Annotated in this window: 20 protein-coding genes; 13 read left to right on the forward strand and 7 right to left on the reverse strand. The window is 55.9% G+C overall.

The window, feature by feature from the left end; all coding sequences use genetic code 11:
• Positions 1 to 28: 28 nt before the first annotated feature.
• Positions 29 to 2,575: a peptidoglycan glycosyltransferase/peptidoglycan DD-transpeptidase MrcA gene (gene mrcA / locus AC790_RS12075; protein ID WP_049851935.1), complete on the reverse strand. Its 2,547-nt coding sequence runs from the start codon at positions 2,573 to 2,575 to the stop codon at positions 29 to 31.
• A 248-nt stretch (positions 2,576 to 2,823) separates the two neighbouring features.
• Here mrcA and pilM point away from each other — a divergent pair, with 248 nt between their 5' ends.
• The 12 genes from pilM to trpS all read left to right on the forward strand — a co-directional run bounded on the left by pilM (position 2,824) and on the right by trpS (position 12,808).
• Entirely contained in the window at positions 2,824 to 3,633 is an 810-nt protein-coding gene (gene pilM / locus AC790_RS12080; protein WP_049851936.1) for a pilus assembly protein PilM, read from the forward strand.
• On the forward strand, positions 3,633 to 4,175 hold the full coding sequence (locus tag AC790_RS12085) for a PilN domain-containing protein (protein ID WP_049851937.1): 543 nt from the start codon (positions 3,633 to 3,635) through the stop codon (positions 4,173 to 4,175). Before pilM ends, AC790_RS12085 begins: the two co-directional genes overlap by 1 nt.
• On the forward strand, positions 4,168 to 4,662 hold the full coding sequence (locus AC790_RS12090; RefSeq protein WP_049851938.1) for a hypothetical protein: 495 nt from the start codon (positions 4,168 to 4,170) through the stop codon (positions 4,660 to 4,662). Before AC790_RS12085 ends, AC790_RS12090 begins: the two co-directional genes overlap by 8 nt.
• Positions 4,652 to 5,032 (forward strand): HofP DNA utilization family protein, encoded by a 381-nt coding sequence (locus tag AC790_RS12095; RefSeq protein ID WP_049851939.1) that lies wholly within the window; start codon positions 4,652 to 4,654, stop codon positions 5,030 to 5,032. The genes AC790_RS12090 and AC790_RS12095 overlap by 11 nt, the downstream gene beginning before the upstream one ends.
• Positions 4,974 to 6,233: a DNA uptake porin HofQ gene (gene hofQ, locus AC790_RS12100; protein WP_072093422.1), complete on the forward strand. Its 1,260-nt coding sequence runs from the start codon at positions 4,974 to 4,976 to the stop codon at positions 6,231 to 6,233. Before AC790_RS12095 ends, hofQ begins: the two co-directional genes overlap by 59 nt.
• 481 nt (positions 6,234 to 6,714) lie before the next feature.
• Positions 6,715 to 7,236: a shikimate kinase AroK gene (gene aroK / locus AC790_RS12105; protein WP_008107887.1), complete on the forward strand. Its 522-nt coding sequence runs from the start codon at positions 6,715 to 6,717 to the stop codon at positions 7,234 to 7,236.
• A 39-nt stretch (positions 7,237 to 7,275) separates the two neighbouring features.
• Entirely contained in the window at positions 7,276 to 8,364 is a 1,089-nt protein-coding gene (aroB, locus tag AC790_RS12110; RefSeq protein WP_049851940.1) for a 3-dehydroquinate synthase, read from the forward strand.
• Positions 8,365 to 8,428: 64 nt separating this feature from the next.
• Positions 8,429 to 9,469 (forward strand): SPOR domain-containing protein, encoded by a 1,041-nt coding sequence (locus AC790_RS12115; protein ID WP_049851941.1) that lies wholly within the window; start codon positions 8,429 to 8,431, stop codon positions 9,467 to 9,469.
• Positions 9,470 to 9,565: 96 nt separating this feature from the next.
• Positions 9,566 to 10,378 (forward strand): adenine-specific DNA-methyltransferase, encoded by an 813-nt coding sequence (gene dam / locus AC790_RS12120; protein ID WP_049851942.1) that lies wholly within the window; start codon positions 9,566 to 9,568, stop codon positions 10,376 to 10,378.
• 65 nt (positions 10,379 to 10,443) lie between these two features.
• The gene (gene rpe, locus AC790_RS12125) at positions 10,444 to 11,127 is read left to right on the forward strand and encodes a ribulose-phosphate 3-epimerase (protein ID WP_007892266.1); all 684 of its coding nucleotides are present in this window, start codon (positions 10,444 to 10,446) and stop codon (positions 11,125 to 11,127) included.
• On the forward strand, positions 11,111 to 11,788 hold the full coding sequence (locus AC790_RS12130) for a phosphoglycolate phosphatase (protein WP_007892264.1): 678 nt from the start codon (positions 11,111 to 11,113) through the stop codon (positions 11,786 to 11,788). Before rpe ends, AC790_RS12130 begins: the two co-directional genes overlap by 17 nt.
• 15 nt (positions 11,789 to 11,803) lie before the next feature.
• Positions 11,804 to 12,808 (forward strand): tryptophan--tRNA ligase, encoded by a 1,005-nt coding sequence (trpS, locus tag AC790_RS12135; protein WP_049851943.1) that lies wholly within the window; start codon positions 11,804 to 11,806, stop codon positions 12,806 to 12,808.
• A gap of 49 nt (positions 12,809 to 12,857) precedes the next feature.
• Here trpS and AC790_RS12140 read toward each other — a convergent pair whose 3' ends face one another.
• The 5 genes from AC790_RS12140 to nirB all read right to left on the reverse strand — a co-directional run bounded on the left by AC790_RS12140 (position 12,858) and on the right by nirB (position 18,486).
• Positions 12,858 to 13,304 (reverse strand): hypothetical protein, encoded by a 447-nt coding sequence (locus AC790_RS12140; RefSeq protein ID WP_049851944.1) that lies wholly within the window; start codon positions 13,302 to 13,304, stop codon positions 12,858 to 12,860.
• Positions 13,305 to 13,379: 75 nt separating this feature from the next.
• The gene (gene cysG / locus AC790_RS12145) at positions 13,380 to 14,744 is read right to left on the reverse strand and encodes a siroheme synthase CysG (RefSeq protein ID WP_049851945.1); all 1,365 of its coding nucleotides are present in this window, start codon (positions 14,742 to 14,744) and stop codon (positions 13,380 to 13,382) included.
• Between the two features lie 44 nt (positions 14,745 to 14,788).
• Positions 14,789 to 15,592: a nitrite transporter NirC gene (gene nirC, locus AC790_RS12150; protein WP_007892254.1), complete on the reverse strand. Its 804-nt coding sequence runs from the start codon at positions 15,590 to 15,592 to the stop codon at positions 14,789 to 14,791.
• Between the two features lie 30 nt (positions 15,593 to 15,622).
• Positions 15,623 to 15,949, reverse strand: a complete 327-nt coding sequence (nirD, locus tag AC790_RS12155; RefSeq protein WP_049851946.1) for a nitrite reductase small subunit NirD — start codon at positions 15,947 to 15,949, stop codon at positions 15,623 to 15,625.
• Positions 15,946 to 18,486: a nitrite reductase large subunit NirB gene (gene nirB, locus AC790_RS12160; RefSeq protein WP_049851971.1), complete on the reverse strand. Its 2,541-nt coding sequence runs from the start codon at positions 18,484 to 18,486 to the stop codon at positions 15,946 to 15,948. The genes nirD and nirB overlap by 4 nt, the downstream gene beginning before the upstream one ends.
• Positions 18,487 to 18,773: 287 nt before the next feature.
• On the opposite strand from nirB, the gene AC790_RS12165 reads away from it, so the two are divergent.
• The gene (locus tag AC790_RS12165) at positions 18,774 to 20,057 is read left to right on the forward strand and encodes a cytosine deaminase (RefSeq protein WP_049851947.1); all 1,284 of its coding nucleotides are present in this window, start codon (positions 18,774 to 18,776) and stop codon (positions 20,055 to 20,057) included.
• A 33-nt stretch (positions 20,058 to 20,090) separates the two neighbouring features.
• Here the strand turns inward: AC790_RS12165 and tsgA are convergent, their stop codons facing one another.
• On the reverse strand, positions 20,091 to 21,269 hold the full coding sequence (gene tsgA / locus AC790_RS12170; protein ID WP_007892246.1) for an MFS transporter TsgA: 1,179 nt from the start codon (positions 21,267 to 21,269) through the stop codon (positions 20,091 to 20,093).
• Positions 21,270 to 21,517 lie beyond the last annotated feature (248 nt).

Here is a 21,517-nt window from a genome sequence, read left to right on the forward strand (position 1 = left end):
AAGCCGGCAGAGTTGCCGGCTTTTTTGATCAGAACAGTTCGTGGCTTTGGCCATTGTCCATGATGGTGGTTCCTACATCATGCACCGAATATTCCGTTGGCTGCGTGCCGTTGATGAAGTACTCCTGACGCGAGTTGCCGCCGTTGGCCAGTTTACCGGTACCGCGATCGATATTAACGGTGACTACGCCATCTGGCGGTGTCAGCGGCTGAACCGGCACGCCTTCCAGCGCGGATTTCATATAATCATCCCACGCTGGCTGAGCACTCTTGGCACCGCCTTCGTAACCGGAAATTTGATCTGGAATTGCGCCTGACATCGTTGAACGACCGAGCGCGCGTGAATCATCGAAGCCAATCCACACTGAGGTCACTACGCCCGGACCGTAACCGGAGAACCACGCATCTTTCGAGCTGTTGGTGGTACCGGTTTTACCGCCGATATCGTTACGTTTTAAGTCACGACCTGCACGCCAACCGGTTCCCATCCAGCCGGGTTCGCCGAAGATGTTGGTGTTCAGCGCGCTCTTGATCAGGAATGACAGTGGCGTGTTGATCACGTGCGGTGCATATTGCTGATCGCCACCCGGCTGCGGCTGCGCGGGGACTTGCTCCAGCTCCGGTTGCGGCACAGTTTGGTTCTGCGATTGCTCGGAAGTGGCGACATTCTCAATGCTCTCTTCGTTCAGCGCCACCGACTTTTTGGTATCGCCATAGATCACCGGCAAGTTGCACTGCGGGCAGGCAATTTTCGGTTTCTCTTCAAAGATCACGCCGCCTTGTTCGTTCTCAATCCTGGTGATGAAGTACGGATCGACCAGGAAGCCGCCGTTTGCCATTACCGCGTAACCGCGCACCACCTGCATTGGCGTGAACGAAGCCGCGCCTAACGCTAACGATTCGGTATGCACGATGTTCTGCGCCGGGAAGCCGAAACGCTGCAGGTATTCCGCCGCGTAATCTACGCCCATTGCTCGCATCGCACGCACCATCACCACGTTTTTCGATTCGCCCAAGCCCTGACGTAAACGGATAGGACCGGCATAGGTAGGTGGCGAGTTCTTCGGACGCCAGTCGGCGCCTGCACCCGCATCCCAGCGCGAAATCGGCACGTCATTGAGGATCGATGCCAGCGTTAAACCGCGATCCATCGCTGCGGTGTACAGGAACGGTTTGATATTGGAGCCGACCTGACGCAGCGCCTGGGTAGCGCGGTTAAACATGCTCTGGTTGAAGTCGAAACCGCCGACCAGTGCGCGTACGGCACCATCTTCAGGATTGAGCGACACCAGCGCGGAGTTCACCAAGGGAACCTGGCCGAGCCACCAATCATCATTCACTTTACGCACCCAAATCTGCTGACCGGCTTGCAGCACCTGCGTCACGCTACGCGGCGTTGGGCCTTGCAGCGTGTCAGATTTGTAAGGGCGCGCCCAGCGCACGCCCGCCATGCTCAATGAGACGCTACTGCCATCTTTCAGCATAGCCGTGGCCTGATCGACGCTGGCACTGGTGATCACTGCGGCATTCAACGGGCCATAAGTTGGCAAGTTTTTCAGCGCGCTCTGGATGCGGGTTTGATCCCAGCTAGCTTCACCCACTTTCCACAGCACGTTAGTCGGACCGCGATAGCCGTGACGCATATCGTAGGCCATCACATTGTTACGCACCGCCTGCTGTGCGGCTTCCTGCAGGTGGCGGGTCACGGTGGTGTAAACCTTATAGCCATCTTCATACGCTTTATCGCCGTAACGCTTCACCATCTCCTGTCGCACCATTTCACTCAAATAAGGTGCGGAGAAGGCGATTTCCGGGCCGTGATAGCTGGCCGTCAACGGTGCATTACGCGCTTCGTTATATTGCTGCTGCGTGATGTAGTTTTGATCCAGCATACGTGCCAGCACCACATTACGACGCGACAGTGCACGCGTATGAGAATAGAGCGGGTTGAAGGTGGAAGGCGCTTTTGGCAACCCGGCAATCACCGCCATTTCGCTCAGCGACAGCTGATCAATGGATTTTCCAAAGTAGACCTGCGCCGCAGCGCCCACACCGTACGCGCGATAGCCGAGATAAATCTTGTTGAGGTACAGCTCAAGAATTTCATCTTTGCTCAGCAGCTGCTCAATGCGGATCGCCAGGAACGCTTCCTTAATTTTACGCATTAAGGTGCGCTCTGGACTGAGGAAGAAGTTACGCGCCAGCTGCTGGGTGATGGTACTGGCACCCTGCGATGCGTGACCCGACATCAGTGCAATGCTGGCAGCACGGAAAATCCCCACCGGATCGACACCGTGATGCTCGTAGAAACGGCTGTCTTCGGTGGCAATAAACGCTTTGATTAACTCAGGCGGCATCTGCTTTAGGGTCAGCGGCACACGGCGCTTCTCACCGTATTGTGCGATCAGATCGCCATCCGCGCTGTAAACCTGCATAGGCGTTTGCAGGCGCACATCTTTCAATGTGTTCACATCGGGCAGCTGCGGCTCTATGTATTTGTACAAACCATAAACCGTGCCGGCTCCCAGCAAAATGCAACACACTGCAAGGATCAATAAATACTTTACGAACTTCACCTGAGAATTCCCATCTGTTGTCGTTTGAGCAGTTTATAAGCAACCGCGCGGTAGTATAAAGACAAGCCTGACGCTTTGATATACCCGTCAGACTTGAAGTTGCCGGTGCGTTGGCCAGGTGTACTCACCCTAGTCACTAACTCATGTAAGCGGCTGGAGATTCATGCAATTGCCGACTTCCTGCAACGCCAATTCTTTCGAGTATTGGCCTAATTCCCTTCAATGGTATTGATAAGGAGATCGCGCGCATGGCTTTTGAGCGCTGGCAAATCGGACTGGACATCCAAAATGGGCAGATCTGTGCCCTTGGCATTGAACGCCGTCGTCATGGTTGGCAGTTGCGACACTGGTGGCAACAAACGCTGCCGCAAGATACGTTAAGAAACGGTGTGCTGCAAACCACGCCTGCGTTACTGGATATGTTAGGACGCTGGCAGCGCCATCTGCCGAAACGTTATTCGCTGCGCGTTGGTCTGCCGCCACAGCTGGTGTTGCAACGCACCTTACCCTTGCCGGAAACCTCGTTGCGTGAACCGGCATTAGGGCGTTATGTGGCGGCTTCCGCACAGCGTCTTTTCCCGGTTGAGCCGGCTTCGCTATCGCTGGATTATCGATCGCCGGGTAAGGCTTCGCAGCTTTGCGTCACTGCGGCGCGGCGCGAGGTGATCGGCCAATGGCTGACGCCGCTCAAACAGGCGGGTCTGAGACCTGACGTATTTGAGCTGAGTAGCCTGGCGCTGACGCAAATCGGCATGCGCATGCCTTTACGCCACAATCAGCTATTGATTCATCCGCTTAGCGATCACTGGCTATGGACGCTGGCAGGTGAAAGCACCACCTCAGGCGCAGCCACCGAACCCCTCACTCTCGCGCAGCTGCGTGACACCTTTCCACAGATGGAGAGCGTGCTCTGCACGTCACCCCAGGTCTTGCCTGAGGAGCAGGTGAAACGCTGCAAGCCGTTTACGCTGCTGCACTATCTGCAACCGCCTTTGCCCGAGCAGGAGGGGGAGTTTGCTATCGCGCTTGGGTTGGCACTGCGCCCGGAGGATGCCTGATGCTGGCGGTCAACTTGCTTCCCTGGCGCATCCAGCAATGGCAGCGGCGGCGCCAGCAGAGCATCACGCTGCTGGCACTGACGTTGGTGTGCACCTTGCTGATCCTTTCAGCGCTGTGGTGGCGTGGCGCAATCGCACGGCAGCAACAGGCGGAAGCGCTGATGGATATCACCTTCATCCTCACCACACTGCAACAGCAGCTTGAGCAGCAGCAATCGCTGCTGCAGTTGCGTGAGTCACTTCTTCAGGCGCAGCGCGCCCAGCAACAGCGGCAAGATCAGCACCACCGCTGGCAGCATTTCTGGCAGCAATTGCCGGAACTAATGCCTGAAACCTTATGGCTACATCGCCTTGAGCGGCGGCAAGGGCAGTTGGTGCTGGAGGGGCAGGCGCAGAGCATGGCGGCAGTGAGTGATTTTCGTCATCAATTGATAACGCAGCCGTTGTTCAGCAGCGTGAAGCAGGGCGGTGTGCAGCGCCAGTCCGGCGGCGATTATCGCTTCGCCCTGCATGCGCGCATACAGGAGTTGGCCGATGAATGATCTGCTGCAACGCTGGCTGATGTTAACGCTACCGCTACGCATCGTAGCATTACTGCTGTTATCGCTGCTGCTGTTCGCGCTGATGTGGTGGGTAGTGCTTCGTCCGCAGCAGCAGATGCATGAAGCGCAACAGCAACAGCTGGGAAAAATGAGGCAACAGCAGCAACAGCGTTTGCAACAGCTGGCACTCTTTCCAGCCATTGATCTGTTGCAGGATGAGATCGCCACGCTGCAGCAACCTGCGCCGGACATGGCGGCGCAGCAAACGCTGGAGACAATTGTTGCTGCACGGGGTAGCCAGCTGGAAGCCTGGCATCCGGACAGCCAGCCGCAACAGCTACAGCTGCGGCTCATCTGGCCACAGTTTCTGCCGCTGTTTAGCGAGCTCGCCACGACCCGCTTAGCCGTACCACAGCGTTTTCAGCTGCAAGCCGAGCAGGGCGTACTGAACACGCAACTTTGGCTGGAGAGTGACGATGCGGAGTAGCGCGCTGCTGTTGCTGCTCTGCAGCTCCCTTGCGCTAGCGCGCGATCCTTTCCAGCCGCTGACAGAAAGGCTTTGCCAGGCACAGGTTGCCGCGCCGCAAGGCTGGCGTTTGCAGGGCATTATTGGTGCAGCGCCGCACTATGTGGCGTGGCTGGTTTCTCCGCAGGGAAAAAGTCATCGGCTGACCGAGCAAACACCCTTTCCGCTGCCGCCCTGGCAAGTCGTGCAGCTTACGGCACACACGCTGGTGCTGAACGCGGCACAAAGTTGTTCGCCCCAGCAAATCACATGGGTAATAAAAGGAGGTTTTTATGAAATGGATGACGCTACTGATACTGCTGTCTCTGAGCGCCCCGCTGCGCGCCAGTGACGATCGCCTGAGCCTGACGTTTGATGATGCGCCGGTTGAACGCATTTTACAGGCGCTGGCGGATTATCAGCAGACTAACCTGCTGATTGCACCGGGTGTTGAGGGCCGCCTCTCGCTGCGCTTAGATAATGTGGGCTGGGAGCGCGCGCTCGCCCTGGTGACACAGTTGGCAAAACTTACTGTGGTGCAGGAAGAGGGCGTGCTGTTGGTTTACCCAGAAAGCTGGCAACAGTTGCAGGCGCAACAAGCGCAGGCAGAGCGTGAGGAGGAAAAACAGCAAACGCCTCTGGAACAACGAACCGTGACGCTGCATTACGCCAGCGCCAGCGATATTTATCGTAGCTTACAAGCCGAGCGATCCTTGATGACGCCACGTGGCAGCGTGACGGTGGACAGTCGCACCAACAGTCTGCTGTTGCGCGATACGACCGAGGCGCTGCGTGACACTGAGCGCTGGTTAAAAGCATTAGATTTACCGCTGGAGCAGGTTGAGCTGGCTGCACACATCGTCACCATCAATGAAGAGCATCTGCGCGAGCTGGGCGTTAACTGGGGCACTTCACCAGCAGAAGTCGTGACCCAGGCGCTGCGTAATCCACTGCTGGATATTCCCCTGGCAGTGGGCAATCCGGCGTTTCGTGCCGGCGTCACGCTGGGCCAGGTGAGTGGCGAATTATTGAACCTCGAATTAAGCGCATTGGAGCAGGAGAACCAAATCGAAATTATCGCCAGCCCGCGCCTGTTTACCGCGCATCAACAGACCGCCACTATCAAGCAGGGAACGGAAATCCCCTATGAGGTGAAGTCAGGTAATAGCGGGGCGACGGCGATTGAATTTAAAGAAGCGGTGCTGGGTATGGAGGTCACACCCGTGGTGTTAGGTAATGGACGCATCCAGCTAAAACTCAGATTGAGCCAGAACCTGCCGGGAAGGAGCGTCAACATTGGCGATAATCAGGTACTGAGTATTGATAAGCAGGAGATTGAAACCCAGGTAACGCTTCGAGATGGCGAAACCTTAGCGCTCGGCGGCATTTTCCAGCAGCAGCGTACGCAGAGCGAGAAACGCGTTCCTTGGCTGGGTGAATTGCCGCTGCTGGGGAATTTGTTCCGTCAGCAGACCGACGAGCAGAAAAAAAAGGAGCTGGTTATCTTTATTACCCCCAGACTGGTCAGGGAAGCAGCGCTTACTGCCGGATAAAGCGGAAAATTCGTTCTGTGAGGCCAACTGCGTTGACGCAGGGCTGGAATTAGCTTACAAGGTTTAGCGATTTTCAAAACGGTGTAACGGAACGCGGCAGAATAACCTTCCGAATGACGTCGGTCACAAGCGATACTGACGTCAAAAGAAATATCTCCAAAATAATTCGAGCTCCAGTAGGACGTTAAATGAGTGAATTCACTGTGCTTACATTGGTAAGCGATTACGGTGGATGACCCCGGCCAGCGTGCCTGTAGCACGAAATATAGCGGATTAGCGGAGGTGCGTTACCGTCTCGCGAACCACAGACCGGTCCTGTTAAGAGGTCGCCGGGGGCAATTTATTCGGTTGCCAAACGGCCATGAGTGTTGAGATAATTTTCCGTCTGACTCTTGTTAACGCTCATGAGGTCTCAGTTCCTGTCCCGCCAGCTATGCTGAACGCGGGGTATCATCAACGAATTCTTAGTAATACCGATAAAATGGCAGAGAAACGCAATATCTTTCTGGTTGGGCCGATGGGTGCCGGCAAAAGCACTATTGGTCGTCAGTTGGCTCAGCAACTCAATATGGAATTTTTCGATTCCGATCAGGAAATTGAGCGACGCACCGGAGCGGATGTAGGCTGGGTATTTGATGTGGAAGGCGAAGAAGGCTTCCGCGATCGTGAAGAAAAGATCATTAATGAGCTGACCGAGAAGCAGGGCATTGTCCTGGCGACCGGTGGTGGCTCCGTCAAATCCCGCGAGACCCGTAATCGTCTCTCCGCCCGTGGTGTGGTCGTATACCTAGAAACCACCATCGAAAAGCAGCTTGCTCGTACCCAGCGTGATAAAAAGCGTCCGCTGTTGCAGGTTGAATCACCGCCGCGCGAAGTACTGGAAGCGCTAGCAGGTGAACGTAATCCGCTTTATGAAGAGATCGCTGATGTCACTATTCGCACTGACGATCAGAGTGCAAAAGTGGTGGCCAATCAGATCATCAACATGCTGGAAAAGAACTAATCCAGCGCCCTGAGGGCTCAGTAATAGGTATCGGTCATCATGGAGAAGATCACTGTCTCACTCGGGGATCGCAGTTACCCCATCACCATCGCTGCCGGACTGTTTAACGATCCGGCTTCTTTTTGGCCGCTCAAAGCAGGCGACAATGCCATGCTGGTAACAAACCAGACACTGGCGCCGATCTATCTGGAACCCCTGGCAGCGCTACTCAGCAAGGCTGGAGTGAAGGTAGATCAGGTCATTTTGCCTGATGGTGAGCAGTACAAAACGTTGGCTGTAATGGACGAGGTGTTCACCGCGCTGCTGAAAAAGCCGCACGGTCGTGATACCACGCTGATTGCACTGGGCGGTGGAGTGATTGGTGATCTGACCGGATTTGCTGCGGCCAGCTATCAGCGCGGCGTGCGCTTTATTCAGGTGCCGACCACGTTGCTGTCTCAGGTTGACTCCTCCGTGGGTGGCAAAACCGCGGTAAACCATCCTCTTGGCAAAAACATGATTGGGGCGTTTTACCAGCCCGCGTCTGTGGTTGTGGATACCCATTGCCTGGCCACTCTGCCGCCGCGCGAACTCGCGTCGGGTCTGGCGGAAGTGATCAAATACGGCATTATTCTTGATGGCGAATTTTTCCTGTGGCTGGAGCAGAATCTTGATGCTCTGCTGGCACTGGATGAAAAAGCCATGGCTTACTGCATTCGTCGCTGCTGCGAGCTTAAAGCCGAAGTGGTCGCGGCTGATGAGCGCGAAACCGGTGTGCGTGCACTGCTTAATCTGGGCCATACTTTTGGTCATGCGATTGAAGCGCATATGGGTTACGGCAACTGGCTGCACGGCGAAGCGGTGTCGGCTGGCATGGTGATGGCCGCGCGTACCGCCGAGCGTTTGGGGCAGTTCACTTCAGCTGAAACCGATCGCATTATCGCGCTGCTATTGCGCGCCGGTTTACCGGTGCATGGCCCGGCGAGCATGGCGGCGGAAGATTATCTGCCTCACATGATGCGCGATAAAAAAGTGCTGGCCGGCGAGTTGCGTCTGGTGCTGCCTCTCGCTATTGGCCGCTCTGAAGTGCGTGCAGGTGTGGCTCATGATATGGTGCTGGCAGCAATCAATGATTGCCAGAAACCCTGATTATTAGAAGTGATGAGTGGTGATGCGGCGTGTGGGAAGCGCGTCGTTTTACGGAGGAGGCTAAATGGATGAGTTCAAACCGGAAGACGAGTTAAAACCTGACGCCAGTGACCGCCGTCCGACGCGGTCACGCAAATCGTCTTCTGCGCCGAAAGTGAAAGTACCGGTTTCTCGTCAGCATATGATGATGGGTATTGGTATTTTAGTTCTGCTGTTGGTGGTGCTGGGAATTGGTTCGGCGTTAACCGGTCCAGATGAGAAGAAACCAGCAACCAATACCGCAAATAATGGCGCGGCACCTTCAGCCGGTGGCAGCGAAAAGAACATCGACCTTTCAGGTTCGACGTCCATGAGCGGCCAGCAAAATGCCACACCTTCTGCTGATGGCGGCGCTGCGCAAACTACAGCGGGAGCGGCTGCACCTGCGGGCAACGACGCCCAGTCCATCTCGATGCCACCGGTATCTTCAACGCCCACTCAGGCCGAAACCGTTGATACTCCAGCGAACCAACAGCGTGTCACGCTGCCGGGCGATCTCAACACCGCGCTGAACAATCAGCAGGGTTCTGTTGATGCTGCGGCACAAGGCGCACAGGGTAACAGTTCGCTGCCAACCGCACCGGCAACGGTCAGTGGCAACGGTAAGGCGATGACGCCGCCAGCGATGCGTGCGGAAACCCCACCGCGTAATGCCAGCAACGGTGCACGCGAGACGCACGCTGCCAGCACCACCACGCACAAAGCTCCGGCAGCGACTAAATCGACGCCGGTGAAAGAGAACAACACGCACACTACGCCAGCGCGTAACGCGGCGCCTGCGAGCAGCAGCGCCAGCAAATCGTTGCCATCGGGCGGCAACTACACGCTGCAGTTGAGCGGTGCGTCGAAAGAAGAGAGCCTGAACGCCTGGGCGAGAAAACAGAACCTGAGCGGTTATCACGTGTATAAAACCACGCGCAACGGTCAGCCATGGTACGTGTTGGTGAGTGGTGCTTACGCCACGCCAGCCGATGCGAAACGCGCGGTGGCATCACTGCCAGCAGAAGTGCGTGCGGCGAATCCTTGGGTGAAACCGCTTAGTCAGGTGAAGAAAGAAAGTCAGTAATTGATGTGGGGCTGCGCAGATGTGGCCCCGTTTAAAGCGCAGAGCTGCTGTCGGTTTCACCACAGCCAATAATTAAGATGTAATAACCACGACAGCATGAAAAAAAATCGCGCTTTCCTGAAATGGGCCGGAGGGAAATACCCGCTCCTTGATGACATCCGTCGTCATTTGCCACAAGGTGATTGTCTAATCGAACCCTTTGTCGGCGCCGGTTCAGTATTCCTCAATACCGATTATGACCGCTATCACCTGGCGGACATCAACGGTGATCTCATCAATCTCTATAACATCGTCAAAACGCGTACCGCAGCGTTCATTGAAGACGCGCGCCAGCTTTTCAACGCCGAAGGTAACACGGCGGAAACCTACTACGCGCAGCGCATCGCATTCAATGCCAGCAGAGATGAATATCAGCGCGCGGTGCTGTTCCTGTATCTCAATCGCCATGGTTACAACGGGCTGTGCCGCTACAATCTGCGCGGGGAGTTTAACGTCCCTTTTGGTCGCTATCGTAAGCCCTATTTCCCGGAAGCGGAGCTGCTGTGGTTTGCCGAACGGGCGCAAAAAGCGACCTTTGTCTGTGAATCTTACGATGTTACTCTGAACAACGCCGCTGAAGGCTCAGTGGTTTATTGCGATCCGCCGTATGCGCCGCTCTCGGCAACGGCGAATTTTACCGCGTATCACACCAACAGTTTTAGCCTGCGCGAGCAGCAGCATCTGGCGGAACTGGCCAATAAGCTGGCGCAGCAAAATCGCATCCCGGTACTGATTTCTAACCACGACACGGTGCTCACGCGCGAGTGGTATCAGAATGCGGATTTACACGTAGTCAAAGCCCGGCGTTCCATCAGCCGAAGCATAAGTGGTCGCACTCAGGTCGACGAACTGCTGGCGCTTTTCCGCTAGTCTGTTTCGTCCGCGACCAACGCATTACGCCAGCTCCGGCTGGCGCACAAAATTGGGAGATTCGGATGAAACAATTTTTACTGGCCCCTTCAATTCTTGCTGCTGATTTCGCTCGTCTGGGCGAAGACACAGCCAAAGCGCTGGCGGCAGGTGGTGATGTGGTCCATTTCGATGTGATGGATAACCACTACGTTCCTAATCTGACCATGGGGCCGATGGTGCTGAAAGCGCTGCGCGATTACGGCATCACTGCACCTATTGATGTGCATCTGATGGTAAAACCAGTGGATGCATTGATCCCGGAATTCGCTAAAGCGGGCGCTACCTTTATTACTTTTCACCCGGAAGCCAGCGAGCATGTTGATCGCACGCTGCAGCTGATCAAAGAGCACGGTTGCAAAGCGGGCTTGGTATTCAACCCCGCGACACCGCTCGACTACCTCGACTACGTAATGGATAAGCTGGATATCATTCTGCTGATGTCGGTGAACCCAGGTTTTGGTGGTCAATCCTTCATTCCCGGTACGCTCGACAAACTGCGCGAAGCGCGTCGCCTGATCGATCAAAGCGGCTATAACATTCGTCTGGAAGTGGATGGTGGCGTGAAAATCGACAACATCGGCCAGATTGCTGCTGCCGGTGCCGACATGTTTGTCGCGGGTTCTGCGATCTTTGGTCATCCGGATTACAAGAAAGTGATCGACGAGATGCGTGGCGAACTGGAGAAAGTTAATGGCTCATTTCACTGATATCCGCGCGCTGGCGTTCGATCTTGACGGTACGCTGGTCGATAGCGCGCCGGGTTTGGCGCAGGCCATCGATCATGCGCTGGCCGATCTGCAATTGCCGCCGCCGGGTTTGGCATTAGCCTCCACCTGGATTGGTAACGGTGCCGACGTGATGATGACCCGCGCGCTGACGTGGGCGCTGGGACGCGAACCGCATGCCGAAGAGCAACGTGATGCGCGTGCACTGTTCGATAAATATTACGCCCAAACGGTGGAAGCGGGCAGCACGCTGTTCCCGCAGGTGAAAGAGACGTTGGCAGCGCTGCAGGCGCAAGGCCTGCCGCTGGCGATCGTCACCAACAAACCGACGCCGTTTGTTGCGCCGCTGCTAAAGTCACTCGGTATTGCTGATTACTTTACGCAGATTATCGGCGGCGATGATGTGGTGGTGAAAAAACCTCACCCGGCGGCCATTTTCCTCGTGCTCGGCCATTTTGGCGTGCTTCCCGGACAATTGCTGTTTGTCGGCGATTCGCGCAATGATATTCTCGCGGCCCAGGCAGCAGGCGTGCCGAATATCGGCATGACATTTGGCTACAACTACGGCGAGCCGATTGCGACAAGCCAACCCGATTTAACTCTCGACTCTTTTGACGAACTTTTGCCCGCTATCGGGCTGTGATTATCAGGACATAACATGAGCAAACCCATCGTTTTCAGCGGCGCCCAGCCTTCCGGTGAACTGACCATTGGCAACTATATGGGTGCGCTGCGTCAGTGGGTGCAGATGCAGGATGATTTCCACTGCATTTACTGCATCGTCGATCTGCACGCCATCACCGTACGTCAGGATCCGGTTGCGCTGCGTAAAGCCACGCTGGATACCTTAGCGCTGTACCTTGCCTGCGGCATCGACCCGGCCAAAAGTACCATCTTTGTTCAGTCGCATGTGCCAGAGCATGCGCAGCTGAGCTGGGTGCTGAACTGCTACGCCTATTTCGGCGAGCTGAGCCGCATGACGCAATTCAAAGATAAATCAGCGCGTTACTCGGAAAACATCACTGCCGGCCTGTTTGATTATCCGGTGCTGATGGCGGCAGACATCCTGTTGTATCAAACCAATCAGGTGCCGGTGGGCGAAGATCAGAAGCAGCATCTGGAACTGAGCCGCGATATCGCGCAGCGCTTCAATGCGCTGTATGGCGACGTGTTCAAAGTGCCTGAGCCGTTCATTCCGAAATCGGGCGCGCGCGTGATGTCGCTGCTTGAGCCAACCAAAAAGATGTCCAAGTCAGACGACAACCGTAATAACGTGATTGGTCTGCTGGAAGACACCAAAGCGGTAGTGAAGAAGATCAAACGCGCGGTGACTGACTCTGCCGAGCCGCCCGTGGTGCGCTACGACATCAAAGAGAAAGCCGGTGTTTCTAACCTGCTGGACATTCTCGCTGGCGTCACAGGCAAAACCATTGCCGAGCTGGAGCAGGAGTTTGAAGGCAAAATGTATGGCCATCTGAAAGTCGCGGTTGCGGATGCAGTTTCAGGCATGCTGACCGATTTGCAGGAGCGTTATCATCGTTTCCGCAACGATGAAGAGCTGCTCAATCAGGTGATGCGCGATGGCGCAGCGAAAGCCCGAGCGCATGCGCAGGAAACGCTAAAGAAAGTGTACGAAGCGGTAGGTTTTGTCGCACAGCCATAAACGGCTTGCAGCATAGAGCAGAACGGCGGGTCATCATGCCCCGCCGTTTTTATTTGATGCGATGTAACGCCAGTTCGGCGCCATCCCAGAACAGACGGGCATTGCCGTCAGCCAGCACGCTCAGCACGGCACCCGGTGCCGGTCCCCACGCCTTATTGCCACAGCTCACGTTGAAACCGTAGCGGAAAGTGAAATCACGATCTTGCCCCGAGCCATTGGCGGCAGTGAGACGCGGTTTAGTTGCGCAGTTATCGACCGAAGGATTGATGCTGCGTTCGGCGGTACCGCGCGTCCAGTTGATGGCATTCGGCTTAAACGCCACGCGCGCACCCATAAACTGCGGGTCATTCTTAATGTAGATCTGACCCATCTCCTTCTTAGGTGTTACCGCCACCACCTGCCATTCGCCGACGACGTTCGACCAGGTAACGGGTGCAGCAGCGGCAACCGCGCTTAGCGGCAATAGCAACGCGCAAACCAGTGAAGCAACGCGCATGGAAACTCCTTATCAATGAGAAAGATGGCTATTAGTCTGGCGACAAAGCGCAGCGCTGTACAGTTTTTTGCCGCTTCAGAACCAGCGTAACTGTGAGCGCAGTTCCACAACGCGACCAACAATAATCAGAGCTGGACTGACAAACTGCTGCGCTAACGTCGCCAGCTCAGCCAGGGTTGCGGTTTCGACCCGCTGCTGCGGCGTGGTGCCATTCTGCACAATCGCGACTGGCATGGTCGCATCCATGCCGTGCTGCAACAGCTGCTGCTGGATCTCAGGCGCCTGCGCCAGTCCCATATAGAACACCAGCGTTTGCTGCTCGGCGGCCAGCTTGCGCCATTCGATTTCCCCGTGCTGCTGCAAATGGCCGGTCACGAAACGCACGCTTTGCGCGTGGTCGCGATGCGTAAGCGGAATGCCGCTGTAGGCAGCACAGCCCGATGCGGCAGTAATGCCCGGCACCACGCTAAACGGAATATGGTGCTGCGCCAACAGTTCAAGCTCTTCGCCGCCGCGACCAAAGATAAAGGGATCGCCGCCTTTCAGTCGCACCACGCGCTTGCCGCTCTGCGCCTGCTCAAGTAAAACCTGATTGATCTGCGCTTGCGGCACGCAGTGATGGCCGGCCTGTTTGCCGACGAAGATACGCTCAGCATCGCGGCGCACCAGATTGAGAATCGGCTCGGAGACTAAGCGGTCATACACCACTACATCGGCCTGCTGAATATGCTGCAGGCCTTTCAGCGTCAGCAATCCGGCATCGCCCGGCCCGGCGCCCACCAACACCACTTCGCCTTGCTGCGACAGCGGCGCATCGAATAAGGTCTCGACGATATGCTCCGCGCGCGGCCGATCATTATTTGCCAGGGTTTGTGCCAGACGATCGCTAACAAAAAAACGTTCCCAGAACGCGCGGCGCTGCGCCATGCTGGCGAAGGTGCGCTTCACACGGCTACGCAACGAACCGGCTAGTGCAGCCAGCTCACCGAGATGCTGTGGCAGCATCGCTTCGAGTTTTTCCCGCAGTAAACGCGCCAGCACCGGCGCACGACCGCCGGATGACACCGCAATCATCAGCGGTGAGCGGTCAATTATCGATGGCATGATGGCGCTGGCTTCCTGTGGTGCATCCACCAGATTACAGAAGATGCGACGCTGCTCAGCCACATCGCCAACCTGCTGATTGACCGCGTCATCGTCGGTGGCGGCAATCACCAGCCAGCAGCCGTCGAGCCAGCGCTCATCAAACGCGCCGGGTAGTAAAGTCAACTTTCCCTGTTGTGCCCACTGCTGGAAGGCAGGGGAGAAATCCAGCGCGCCCACGTGCAGATCGGCACCGGCATCCAGCAGCAAACGCGCTTTGCGCTCAGCCACATCACCACCGCCAACCAATAAACAACGTTTGCCCTGCAGGCGGCAAAACAGCGGAAAGTAGTCCATAGCTCATCCTGAAAAAAGCCCGCACGGGGCGGGCTAAAAAAGTGTTATACCGCTTTGAGCGGCGCGGCTTGCGCTTCGGGCTGCGGGCGTTGCGCCTGCGGCGTGGCATACCAGTAGCCAAGGCCCATCAGCACCATGCCAGAGAACATATTGCCCAGCGTCACCCACAGCAAATTGTGGCCGATACCGCTCATTGTGAGGTCTGCATTATGCTGACCAAACCACGACAGCGCAAAGACCGTCATGTTGGCAATCGAGTGCTCATAGCCGGAAGCGATAAACGCCAGTAAACACCACCAGATGGCGATAAACTTCGCCGTCCCTTCCGTACGCACCGCCATCCAGATCGCCAGGCACACCAGCCAGTTACACAGTGCGCCTTTAAAGAACAGTGCCATGGCCGGCTGCGTGGTTTTCGCCAGCGCCGCGCTGTGGATCAGCGAGCCAGCATTTGGCAGCAGCGGACCCGCGGCATAGTAATAAATCAGTGCCACCAGCACCGAGCCGACCAAATTTCCTAACCAGGTTTGCGGCAACACGCACCACATCTGACCTTGTTTGATGGTGCCGGCTTTCACGCCAATGGTGAGGAACATAGTATGACCGGTGAACAGCTCGGAACCGGCGATGATCACCAGCGTCAGCGCAATCCCAAAGGTCGCTCCCATCAGCAGTGGACGATAAGCCGCATCGACCAGATTACCGAGGGTGAAGATCAGGATAATTGCCAGGCCCACATAGGCGCCGGCCATTGCTGAACCGATCCAAAAAGCCAGCGGACTGTGCTGAGCAGTACGCACAATGCGCGCCGCGTTGGCGGCGCATTTATTCAGGGTGTCAGTAAACATAGTGACGTCTCATAAAGTGAAGGAATGCGGTCAGGCACATATCTCAACCTTGCCTGCGCTGACGCGCACCGGATAGCTCGCCACGGAACGCGCTTCGTCTTCCAGACAAAAGCCATCACTCAGGCGGAAGCGCTGCTTTTTCAGTGGGCTTGCCACCCACAGCGCTTGCTGGTGCTCAGCAATCAAACCGCGTGATAACACGCTGGCCTGGGCGAAAGGATCAATATTGCTTAATGCGTAGAGCTGCTCATCATCGCGCGGTCGGAAAATGGCAATCTGCTGGCCTTTGACGAGGGCGCAAATGCCGGTCGCCGGGAGAATTTGGTTGAGTTCACACACCGGATGCCACTGGCTCATGCGTCGATCTCCTCAATCAGGGTGATTGTAATGCGCTCGTCCGGACGCGCCGGGCGATGCTGATCGCGTTGGTTAATATGCTGCACCAGCGGATCGCGCTGATCGCTGTTGATAAAGGTGTTGAAGTGATTGTGCTGCTGCGGATGTTGCACCGTCGCGGTCCATTCGCACTCAACTTCGCCGCGCAGGCGAGTCAGCTCGCTTTCAAGCTGCGCATTGAGGCCAAGCTTGTCGTCAACAATGACGCTACGCAGATAGTCAATACCGCCATCCATGCTTTCCAGCCACAGCGAAGTGCGCTGCAGGCGGTCGCCGGTGCGGATGTAGAACATCATGAAGCGATCCAGATAGTGCAGCAGCGTGTCGCGATCGAGATCGGCAGCCAGCAGATCGGCGTGACGAGGTTTCATGCCGCCATTGCCGCACACATACAGGTTCCAGCCTTTTTCGGTGGCGATAATGCCCACGTCTTTACCCTGAGCTTCCGCGCATTCACGGGTGCAGCCGGAGACGCCAAACTTCATCTTGTGCGGGGTACGAATGCCTTTGTAGCGATTCTCCAGCTCGATGCCGAAGCCAAGGCTGTCGCCAACGCCAAAGCGGCACCAGACGCTGCCGACGCAGGTTTTCGCCATGCGCAGCGCTTTGGCATACGCCTGTCCGGTTTCAAAACCGGCTTCAATCAGCTGTGTCCAGATGGCAGGCAGATCGTCACGCTGCGCGCCAAACAGGCCAATACGCTGCGAGCCGGTGATTTTGGTGTAGAGATTGTACTGGCGCGCCACGGCGCCAATTGCCATCAACCCTTCCGGGGTAATTTCACCTCCGGCTGAGCGCGGGATCACCGAGTAAGTGCCATCTTTCTGAATATTGCCGAGGAACAGATCGTTGCTGTCCTGCAGCGGTGCCAGCTGTGGCTTCAGTACGTACTCGTTCCAGCACGAGGCCAGCAGCGAACCCACGGTGGGCTTACACACTTCGCAGCCGTAGCCCTGACCATATTTGGCCAGCAGCGCGTCAAACGATTTGATCTCTTCTACGCGAATCAGGTGATACAGCTCCTGACGCGAGTAAGGGAGGTGCTCGCACAGATGATTGTTGATTTCGATGCCCTGACGGCTCAGTTCACCGTTCAGCACCTGCGTAATCAAGGGAATGCAGCCGCCGCAGCCGGTTCCGGCGCGGGTTTCGGCTTTCAGCGCCGCTACGGTGTGGCAACCGCCCTGCACGGCCTTGACGATATCGCCTTTACTCACGTCGAAGCAGGAGCAGATCTGTGCGCTATCCGGCAGCGAATCAACGCCCATTGCCGGTTTCTCGCCGCTGCCTGCAGGCAGGATCAGCAATTCGGGATTTTCGGGTAACGTGATGTTATTCAGCGCCAGCTGCAGTAGATTGCCGTAATCGCTGGTGTCACCCACCAGCACCGCGCCCAGCAATGTGCGGTTATCTTCGCTGACAATCAGCCGTTTATAGATATTTTTCTGTTCGTCGAGCCACAGGTAGCTGCGCGCGCCCGGCGTGCGGCCATGCGCATCACCAATGCCCCCGACATCCACGCCCAGCAGTTTCAGCTTGGCGCTCATGTCTGCACCGGCAAAGGCATTATTGCGGCCCATCAGCCTATCGCTGGCGACCTGTGCCATTTTATAGCCCGGCGCAACTAAGCCATAAATACGGTTCTGCCAGGCGGCGCATTCGCCGATAGCGTAGATGGCCGCGTCGCTGGTTTGGCAATGATCGTTAATGGCGATGCCGCCGCGCTGACCTAGCGTCAGACCGCACTGCTTAGCCAGTTTGTCCTGTGGACGAATGCCGGTAGAGAAGACGATGAAATCCACATCCAGCGCGCTGCCGTCGGCAAACTCCAGCGTTTTACCGCCTTTGGCATGATGGACGATTTGCTGGGTGTTTTTGCCGGTGTGGACGCGTACGCCCATCTGCTCGATTTTGCGTCGCAGCTGCTCGCCGCCTTGCGGATCGAGCTGCTCCGCCATCAGCACGGGTGCGAACTCAATCACGTGGGTTTCAATGCCGAGGTTTTTCAGCGCGCCTGCAGCTTCGAGCCCCAGCAAGCCGCCGCCAATCACCGCGCCGCGTTTGCTGCGACGGGAACAGGCTTCAATGGCGTTCAGATCTTCAATGGTGCGATAGACAAAGCAGTCGCTGCCTTCCGCACCTTTGATGGGGGGAATCCATGGGTAGGATCCGGTGGCGAAAATCAGCGTGTCATAATGCACCGCGCGACCGGTATTGGAGTGAATCAGTTTTTCGTCGCGGTTAATGGTGATGGCGCGTTCGCCAAGCAATACATTCACCTGATGCTTCTGGTAATAACCTTCGCGAACCAGTGAAAGTTCTTCAGCGGTGTGATGGGAGAAATAGGCGGAAAGGTGGACGCGATCATAGGCGACCCGGGGTTCTTCACAGAAAACGGTTATCGAAAACTGATTCGAAACATCTTTGTCGATAAGTTCTTCTATAAAGCGGTGGCCGACCATGCCGTTGCCAATAATAACGACACTGTGCTTGCTCATGCTTGCCTCAAAAATTGCGGTATCTGCGGCTACCTTAACGCGCCGCTTTAGGCGCTTATTGATATACATCAAGCGCGCCCTTATATACCTATTTAGAGGTATGTAACTGATTTTGAACAAATAAGTTAAGTGGCTTATTTGGTTGATAATTACCCAATCATTTTCTTCGTCGCACATTCCGTAACGGCGCGATTTATCGCGCAATAAATTGCGCCGCTACGGAATGTGCCCGCGGTGACATTGGTTTTCATGCTAGCTTTAGATTTTGTGTTTTAGCGGAGAACGGCATGGCAAACCCGTCACTGAAGTGGATTAACAACCTGCGTTTAGCGGGTCAGCAAGGCTTGTGGCAAATCGAAATCGACAACGGCAAAATTGCGCACCTTCGTCCGCAGCCGTCGCAAACCGCAGCACAGCCTGACACGTTGGATGCTGAGGGCGGACTGGCGAGCGCACCGTTTATCGAGCCGCACATACACCTCGACACCACGCAAACCGCCGGTCAACCGTCGTGGAACCAATCCGGCACGCTGTTTGAAGGCATTGAACGCTGGGCGGAGCGTAAAGCGTTGCTCAGCCATGAGGATGTTAAACAGCGCGCGCAGCAAACGCTAAAGTGGCAAATCGCCAACGGTATTCAGCATGTTCGCACGCATGTTGATGTCTCCGATCCCACGCTTACCGCGTTAAAAGCGATGCTGGAGGTGAAAGCGGAAATGGCACCGTGGATCGATATCCAGATTGTGGCATTTCCCCAGGAGGGCATTCTCTCTTATCCCAACGGTGAAGCCTTGCTGGAAGAGGCGCTGCGCATGGCCGCGGATGTGGTTGGCGCAATTCCGCATTACGAATTTACCCGCGAATATGGCGTCGAGTCGCTGCATAAGACGTTTGCGCTGGCCAATCGCTACGATCGTCTGGTGGATGTGCATTGCGATGAGATTGATGATGAGCAGTCGCGCTTTGTCGAAACGGTGGCGGCGCTGGCGCATCGCGATGGCAACGGCGAACGCGTCACCGCCAGCCACACCACGGCGATGCACTCATACAACAATGCTTACACGTCGCGGCTGTTTCGCCTGCTCAAGCTTTCCAATATCAATTTCGTCGCCAATCCGCTGGTGAATATCCATCTGCAAGGGCGCTTTGATAGCTATCCCAAACGTCGCGGCATCACGCGGGTGAAAGAGCTGCTGGAGGCCAATATCAACGTCTGTTTCGGGCACGATGATGTGTTCGATCCTTGGTATCCGCTTGGCACCGCCAGCATGCTGCAGGTGTTGCATATGGGACTGCACGTCTGTCAGCTGATGGGCTACGAGCAGATCGATAACGGATTACAGCTGATTACAGCGAACAGCGCCAAAACCCTGCAGCTGGCGAATTACGGTATTCAACCGGGCCACGAGGCCAGTTTGATTATTCTGCCGGCGGAGAGCGGATTTGATGCCGTGCGGCGTCAGGTGCCGGTGCGTTATTCGCTGCGCAAAGGGGTATTAGTGGCAGCGACGCAGCCAGCCAGCAGTGAGATCTATTTAGCGGAAAAAGAAGCGGTAACGTTTAAGCGATGAAGAGCAGGGCGGACCGAAGTCCGCCCGTCAAACTTAGTGAGTAACGTGGCCATGCTGGCGATGTTTGGTCACAAAGCCCAGCAGAACACACATTACAAACACCACGGCGTACAAACCGTTGGCGGTAGAGAGCGCCGCATGTGCGCCACCGGTTGCCACGATTGGGCCTGTCACCACGAACGTCAGCATGGTGCCGACGGTGCCGCAGGTCAGGATGAAGTTCACCAGTTTCGGTGAAGAGACCTTGGTTTGCAGCGAGCCCAGCGTGATGATGGTGGTGTAAATGGCGCTAGAGCTGAAGCCCAGCGTCATGATGATCCAGTGCAGCATGCCAGCATCTTTGGACGTGACGAACCAATACATCAAACCCGTTGCCAGTGCTGCCAGCACCATCAGAATGCGTTGCAGATCGAAGAAGCGCAGCACGAAGCTAAACACCCACATGCCGACCATATACGCGGTCCAGAAATTACCGACCAGTTGACCGGCAGCGGCAATATCCATGCCCATTGATTTGGTGGCGTATTCCGGTACCCAGGAGATGAAGCCGAGCTGGCCAAGGATGTAGCACAGCGCCGCAATCGACAGGAACAGTACGCCGATGCCCCACTTCTCTTTCTCCACGCCTGGCTTAGCCGCCTCGCTTTTCAATACCGGGAACTCGATAAACAGCGTTAGCACAAAGATCGCGACATAAATCACGCCGATGCAGGCATAGACCCAATACCATGGCAGCGCACGCGCCAGCAGGATACCGGCGATAATCGGGAAAATGGTGCCCGCCATGCTGAAGAATGAATCGGTGAACAGCAGACGTGCGCCGCGTTGACGACCGTCGTACAGATGGGTGATCAGGAAGGTGCCGATCGACATGGTAATTCCGCTGACCACGCCGAGCACGAACATGCACAGCGAGAAGACGGTGAGATCGTGGCTGGTCATCAGGCCAGCGACGGCGAGGATCATCAGCACGAAGCCAAAAATCAACTGACGCTTCAGCGGCACAATCACCATCAGCCAGGCGTTCAGAAACACCGACACCAAAATGCCCGCATTAAGGAAAGTAAAGGTGTTGCTCATTTCTGAGATAGGGCGTTGGAAGTACTGCGCGATATTGTCCAGCACCATACCGGTTACGATCACCAGTGCGCCGGTGAGCGCATAGGAGAAATAGCTAATCCAGGTAAGGCCGAGCCGATTACGGTTTGTCATGTTCTGAACCTGTGAAGCGCCGAGATTGGCAAAAAAGTGTCATGAATTGTAAGTGCAACTGTGATCTTAATAAACAACGAGTGAAACAAGCAGGAACTATTTCATTAAGAGTGTGATTTTAATCACGCAAATGATTGCGTGGCGGCAAAAGTATGACAATCGCAACATCCACGTAAATATCGGTAAAACGCTGGCTCTTGGATCACATGCTCTTTACAATCAATCTCGTTTTTGAGCTAGCTCTCCAT

Origin of the sequence: Pantoea sp. RIT-PI-b, from assembly GCF_001187905.1 — a bacterium.
GTDB classification, from domain to species: domain Bacteria; phylum Pseudomonadota; class Gammaproteobacteria; order Enterobacterales; family Enterobacteriaceae; genus Pantoea; species Pantoea nemavictus.

Excerpts from the sequence above, each read along its gene's own strand:
- tsgA (WP_007892246.1), bottom strand. The coding sequence starts at position 21,269 with ATGACAAACCGTAATCGGCTCGGCCTTACCTGGATTAGCTATTTCTCC.
- aroK (WP_008107887.1), top strand. The coding sequence starts at position 6,715 with ATGGCAGAGAAACGCAATATCTTTCTGGTTGGGCCGATGGGTGCCGGC.
- hofQ (WP_072093422.1), top strand. The coding sequence starts at position 4,974 with ATGAAATGGATGACGCTACTGATACTGCTGTCTCTGAGCGCCCCGCTG.
- AC790_RS12130 (WP_007892264.1), top strand. The coding sequence starts at position 11,111 with ATGGCTCATTTCACTGATATCCGCGCGCTGGCGTTCGATCTTGACGGT.
- AC790_RS12165 (WP_049851947.1), top strand. The coding sequence starts at position 18,774 with ATGGCAAACCCGTCACTGAAGTGGATTAACAACCTGCGTTTAGCGGGT.
- cysG (WP_049851945.1), bottom strand. The coding sequence starts at position 14,744 with ATGGACTACTTTCCGCTGTTTTGCCGCCTGCAGGGCAAACGTTGTTTA.
- AC790_RS12140 (WP_049851944.1), bottom strand. The coding sequence starts at position 13,304 with ATGCGCGTTGCTTCACTGGTTTGCGCGTTGCTATTGCCGCTAAGCGCG.
- AC790_RS12095 (WP_049851939.1), top strand. The coding sequence starts at position 4,652 with ATGCGGAGTAGCGCGCTGCTGTTGCTGCTCTGCAGCTCCCTTGCGCTA.
- AC790_RS12090 (WP_049851938.1), top strand. The coding sequence starts at position 4,168 with ATGAATGATCTGCTGCAACGCTGGCTGATGTTAACGCTACCGCTACGC.
- nirD (WP_049851946.1), bottom strand. The coding sequence starts at position 15,949 with ATGAGCCAGTGGCATCCGGTGTGTGAACTCAACCAAATTCTCCCGGCG.
- nirC (WP_007892254.1), bottom strand. The coding sequence starts at position 15,592 with ATGTTTACTGACACCCTGAATAAATGCGCCGCCAACGCGGCGCGCATT.
- AC790_RS12115 (WP_049851941.1), top strand. The coding sequence starts at position 8,429 with ATGGATGAGTTCAAACCGGAAGACGAGTTAAAACCTGACGCCAGTGAC.
- trpS (WP_049851943.1), top strand. The coding sequence starts at position 11,804 with ATGAGCAAACCCATCGTTTTCAGCGGCGCCCAGCCTTCCGGTGAACTG.
- rpe (WP_007892266.1), top strand. The coding sequence starts at position 10,444 with ATGAAACAATTTTTACTGGCCCCTTCAATTCTTGCTGCTGATTTCGCT.
- nirB (WP_049851971.1), bottom strand. The coding sequence starts at position 18,486 with ATGAGCAAGCACAGTGTCGTTATTATTGGCAACGGCATGGTCGGCCAC.
- pilM (WP_049851936.1), top strand. The coding sequence starts at position 2,824 with ATGGCTTTTGAGCGCTGGCAAATCGGACTGGACATCCAAAATGGGCAG.
- aroB (WP_049851940.1), top strand. The coding sequence starts at position 7,276 with ATGGAGAAGATCACTGTCTCACTCGGGGATCGCAGTTACCCCATCACC.
- dam (WP_049851942.1), top strand. The coding sequence starts at position 9,566 with ATGAAAAAAAATCGCGCTTTCCTGAAATGGGCCGGAGGGAAATACCCG.
- AC790_RS12085 (WP_049851937.1), top strand. The coding sequence starts at position 3,633 with ATGCTGGCGGTCAACTTGCTTCCCTGGCGCATCCAGCAATGGCAGCGG.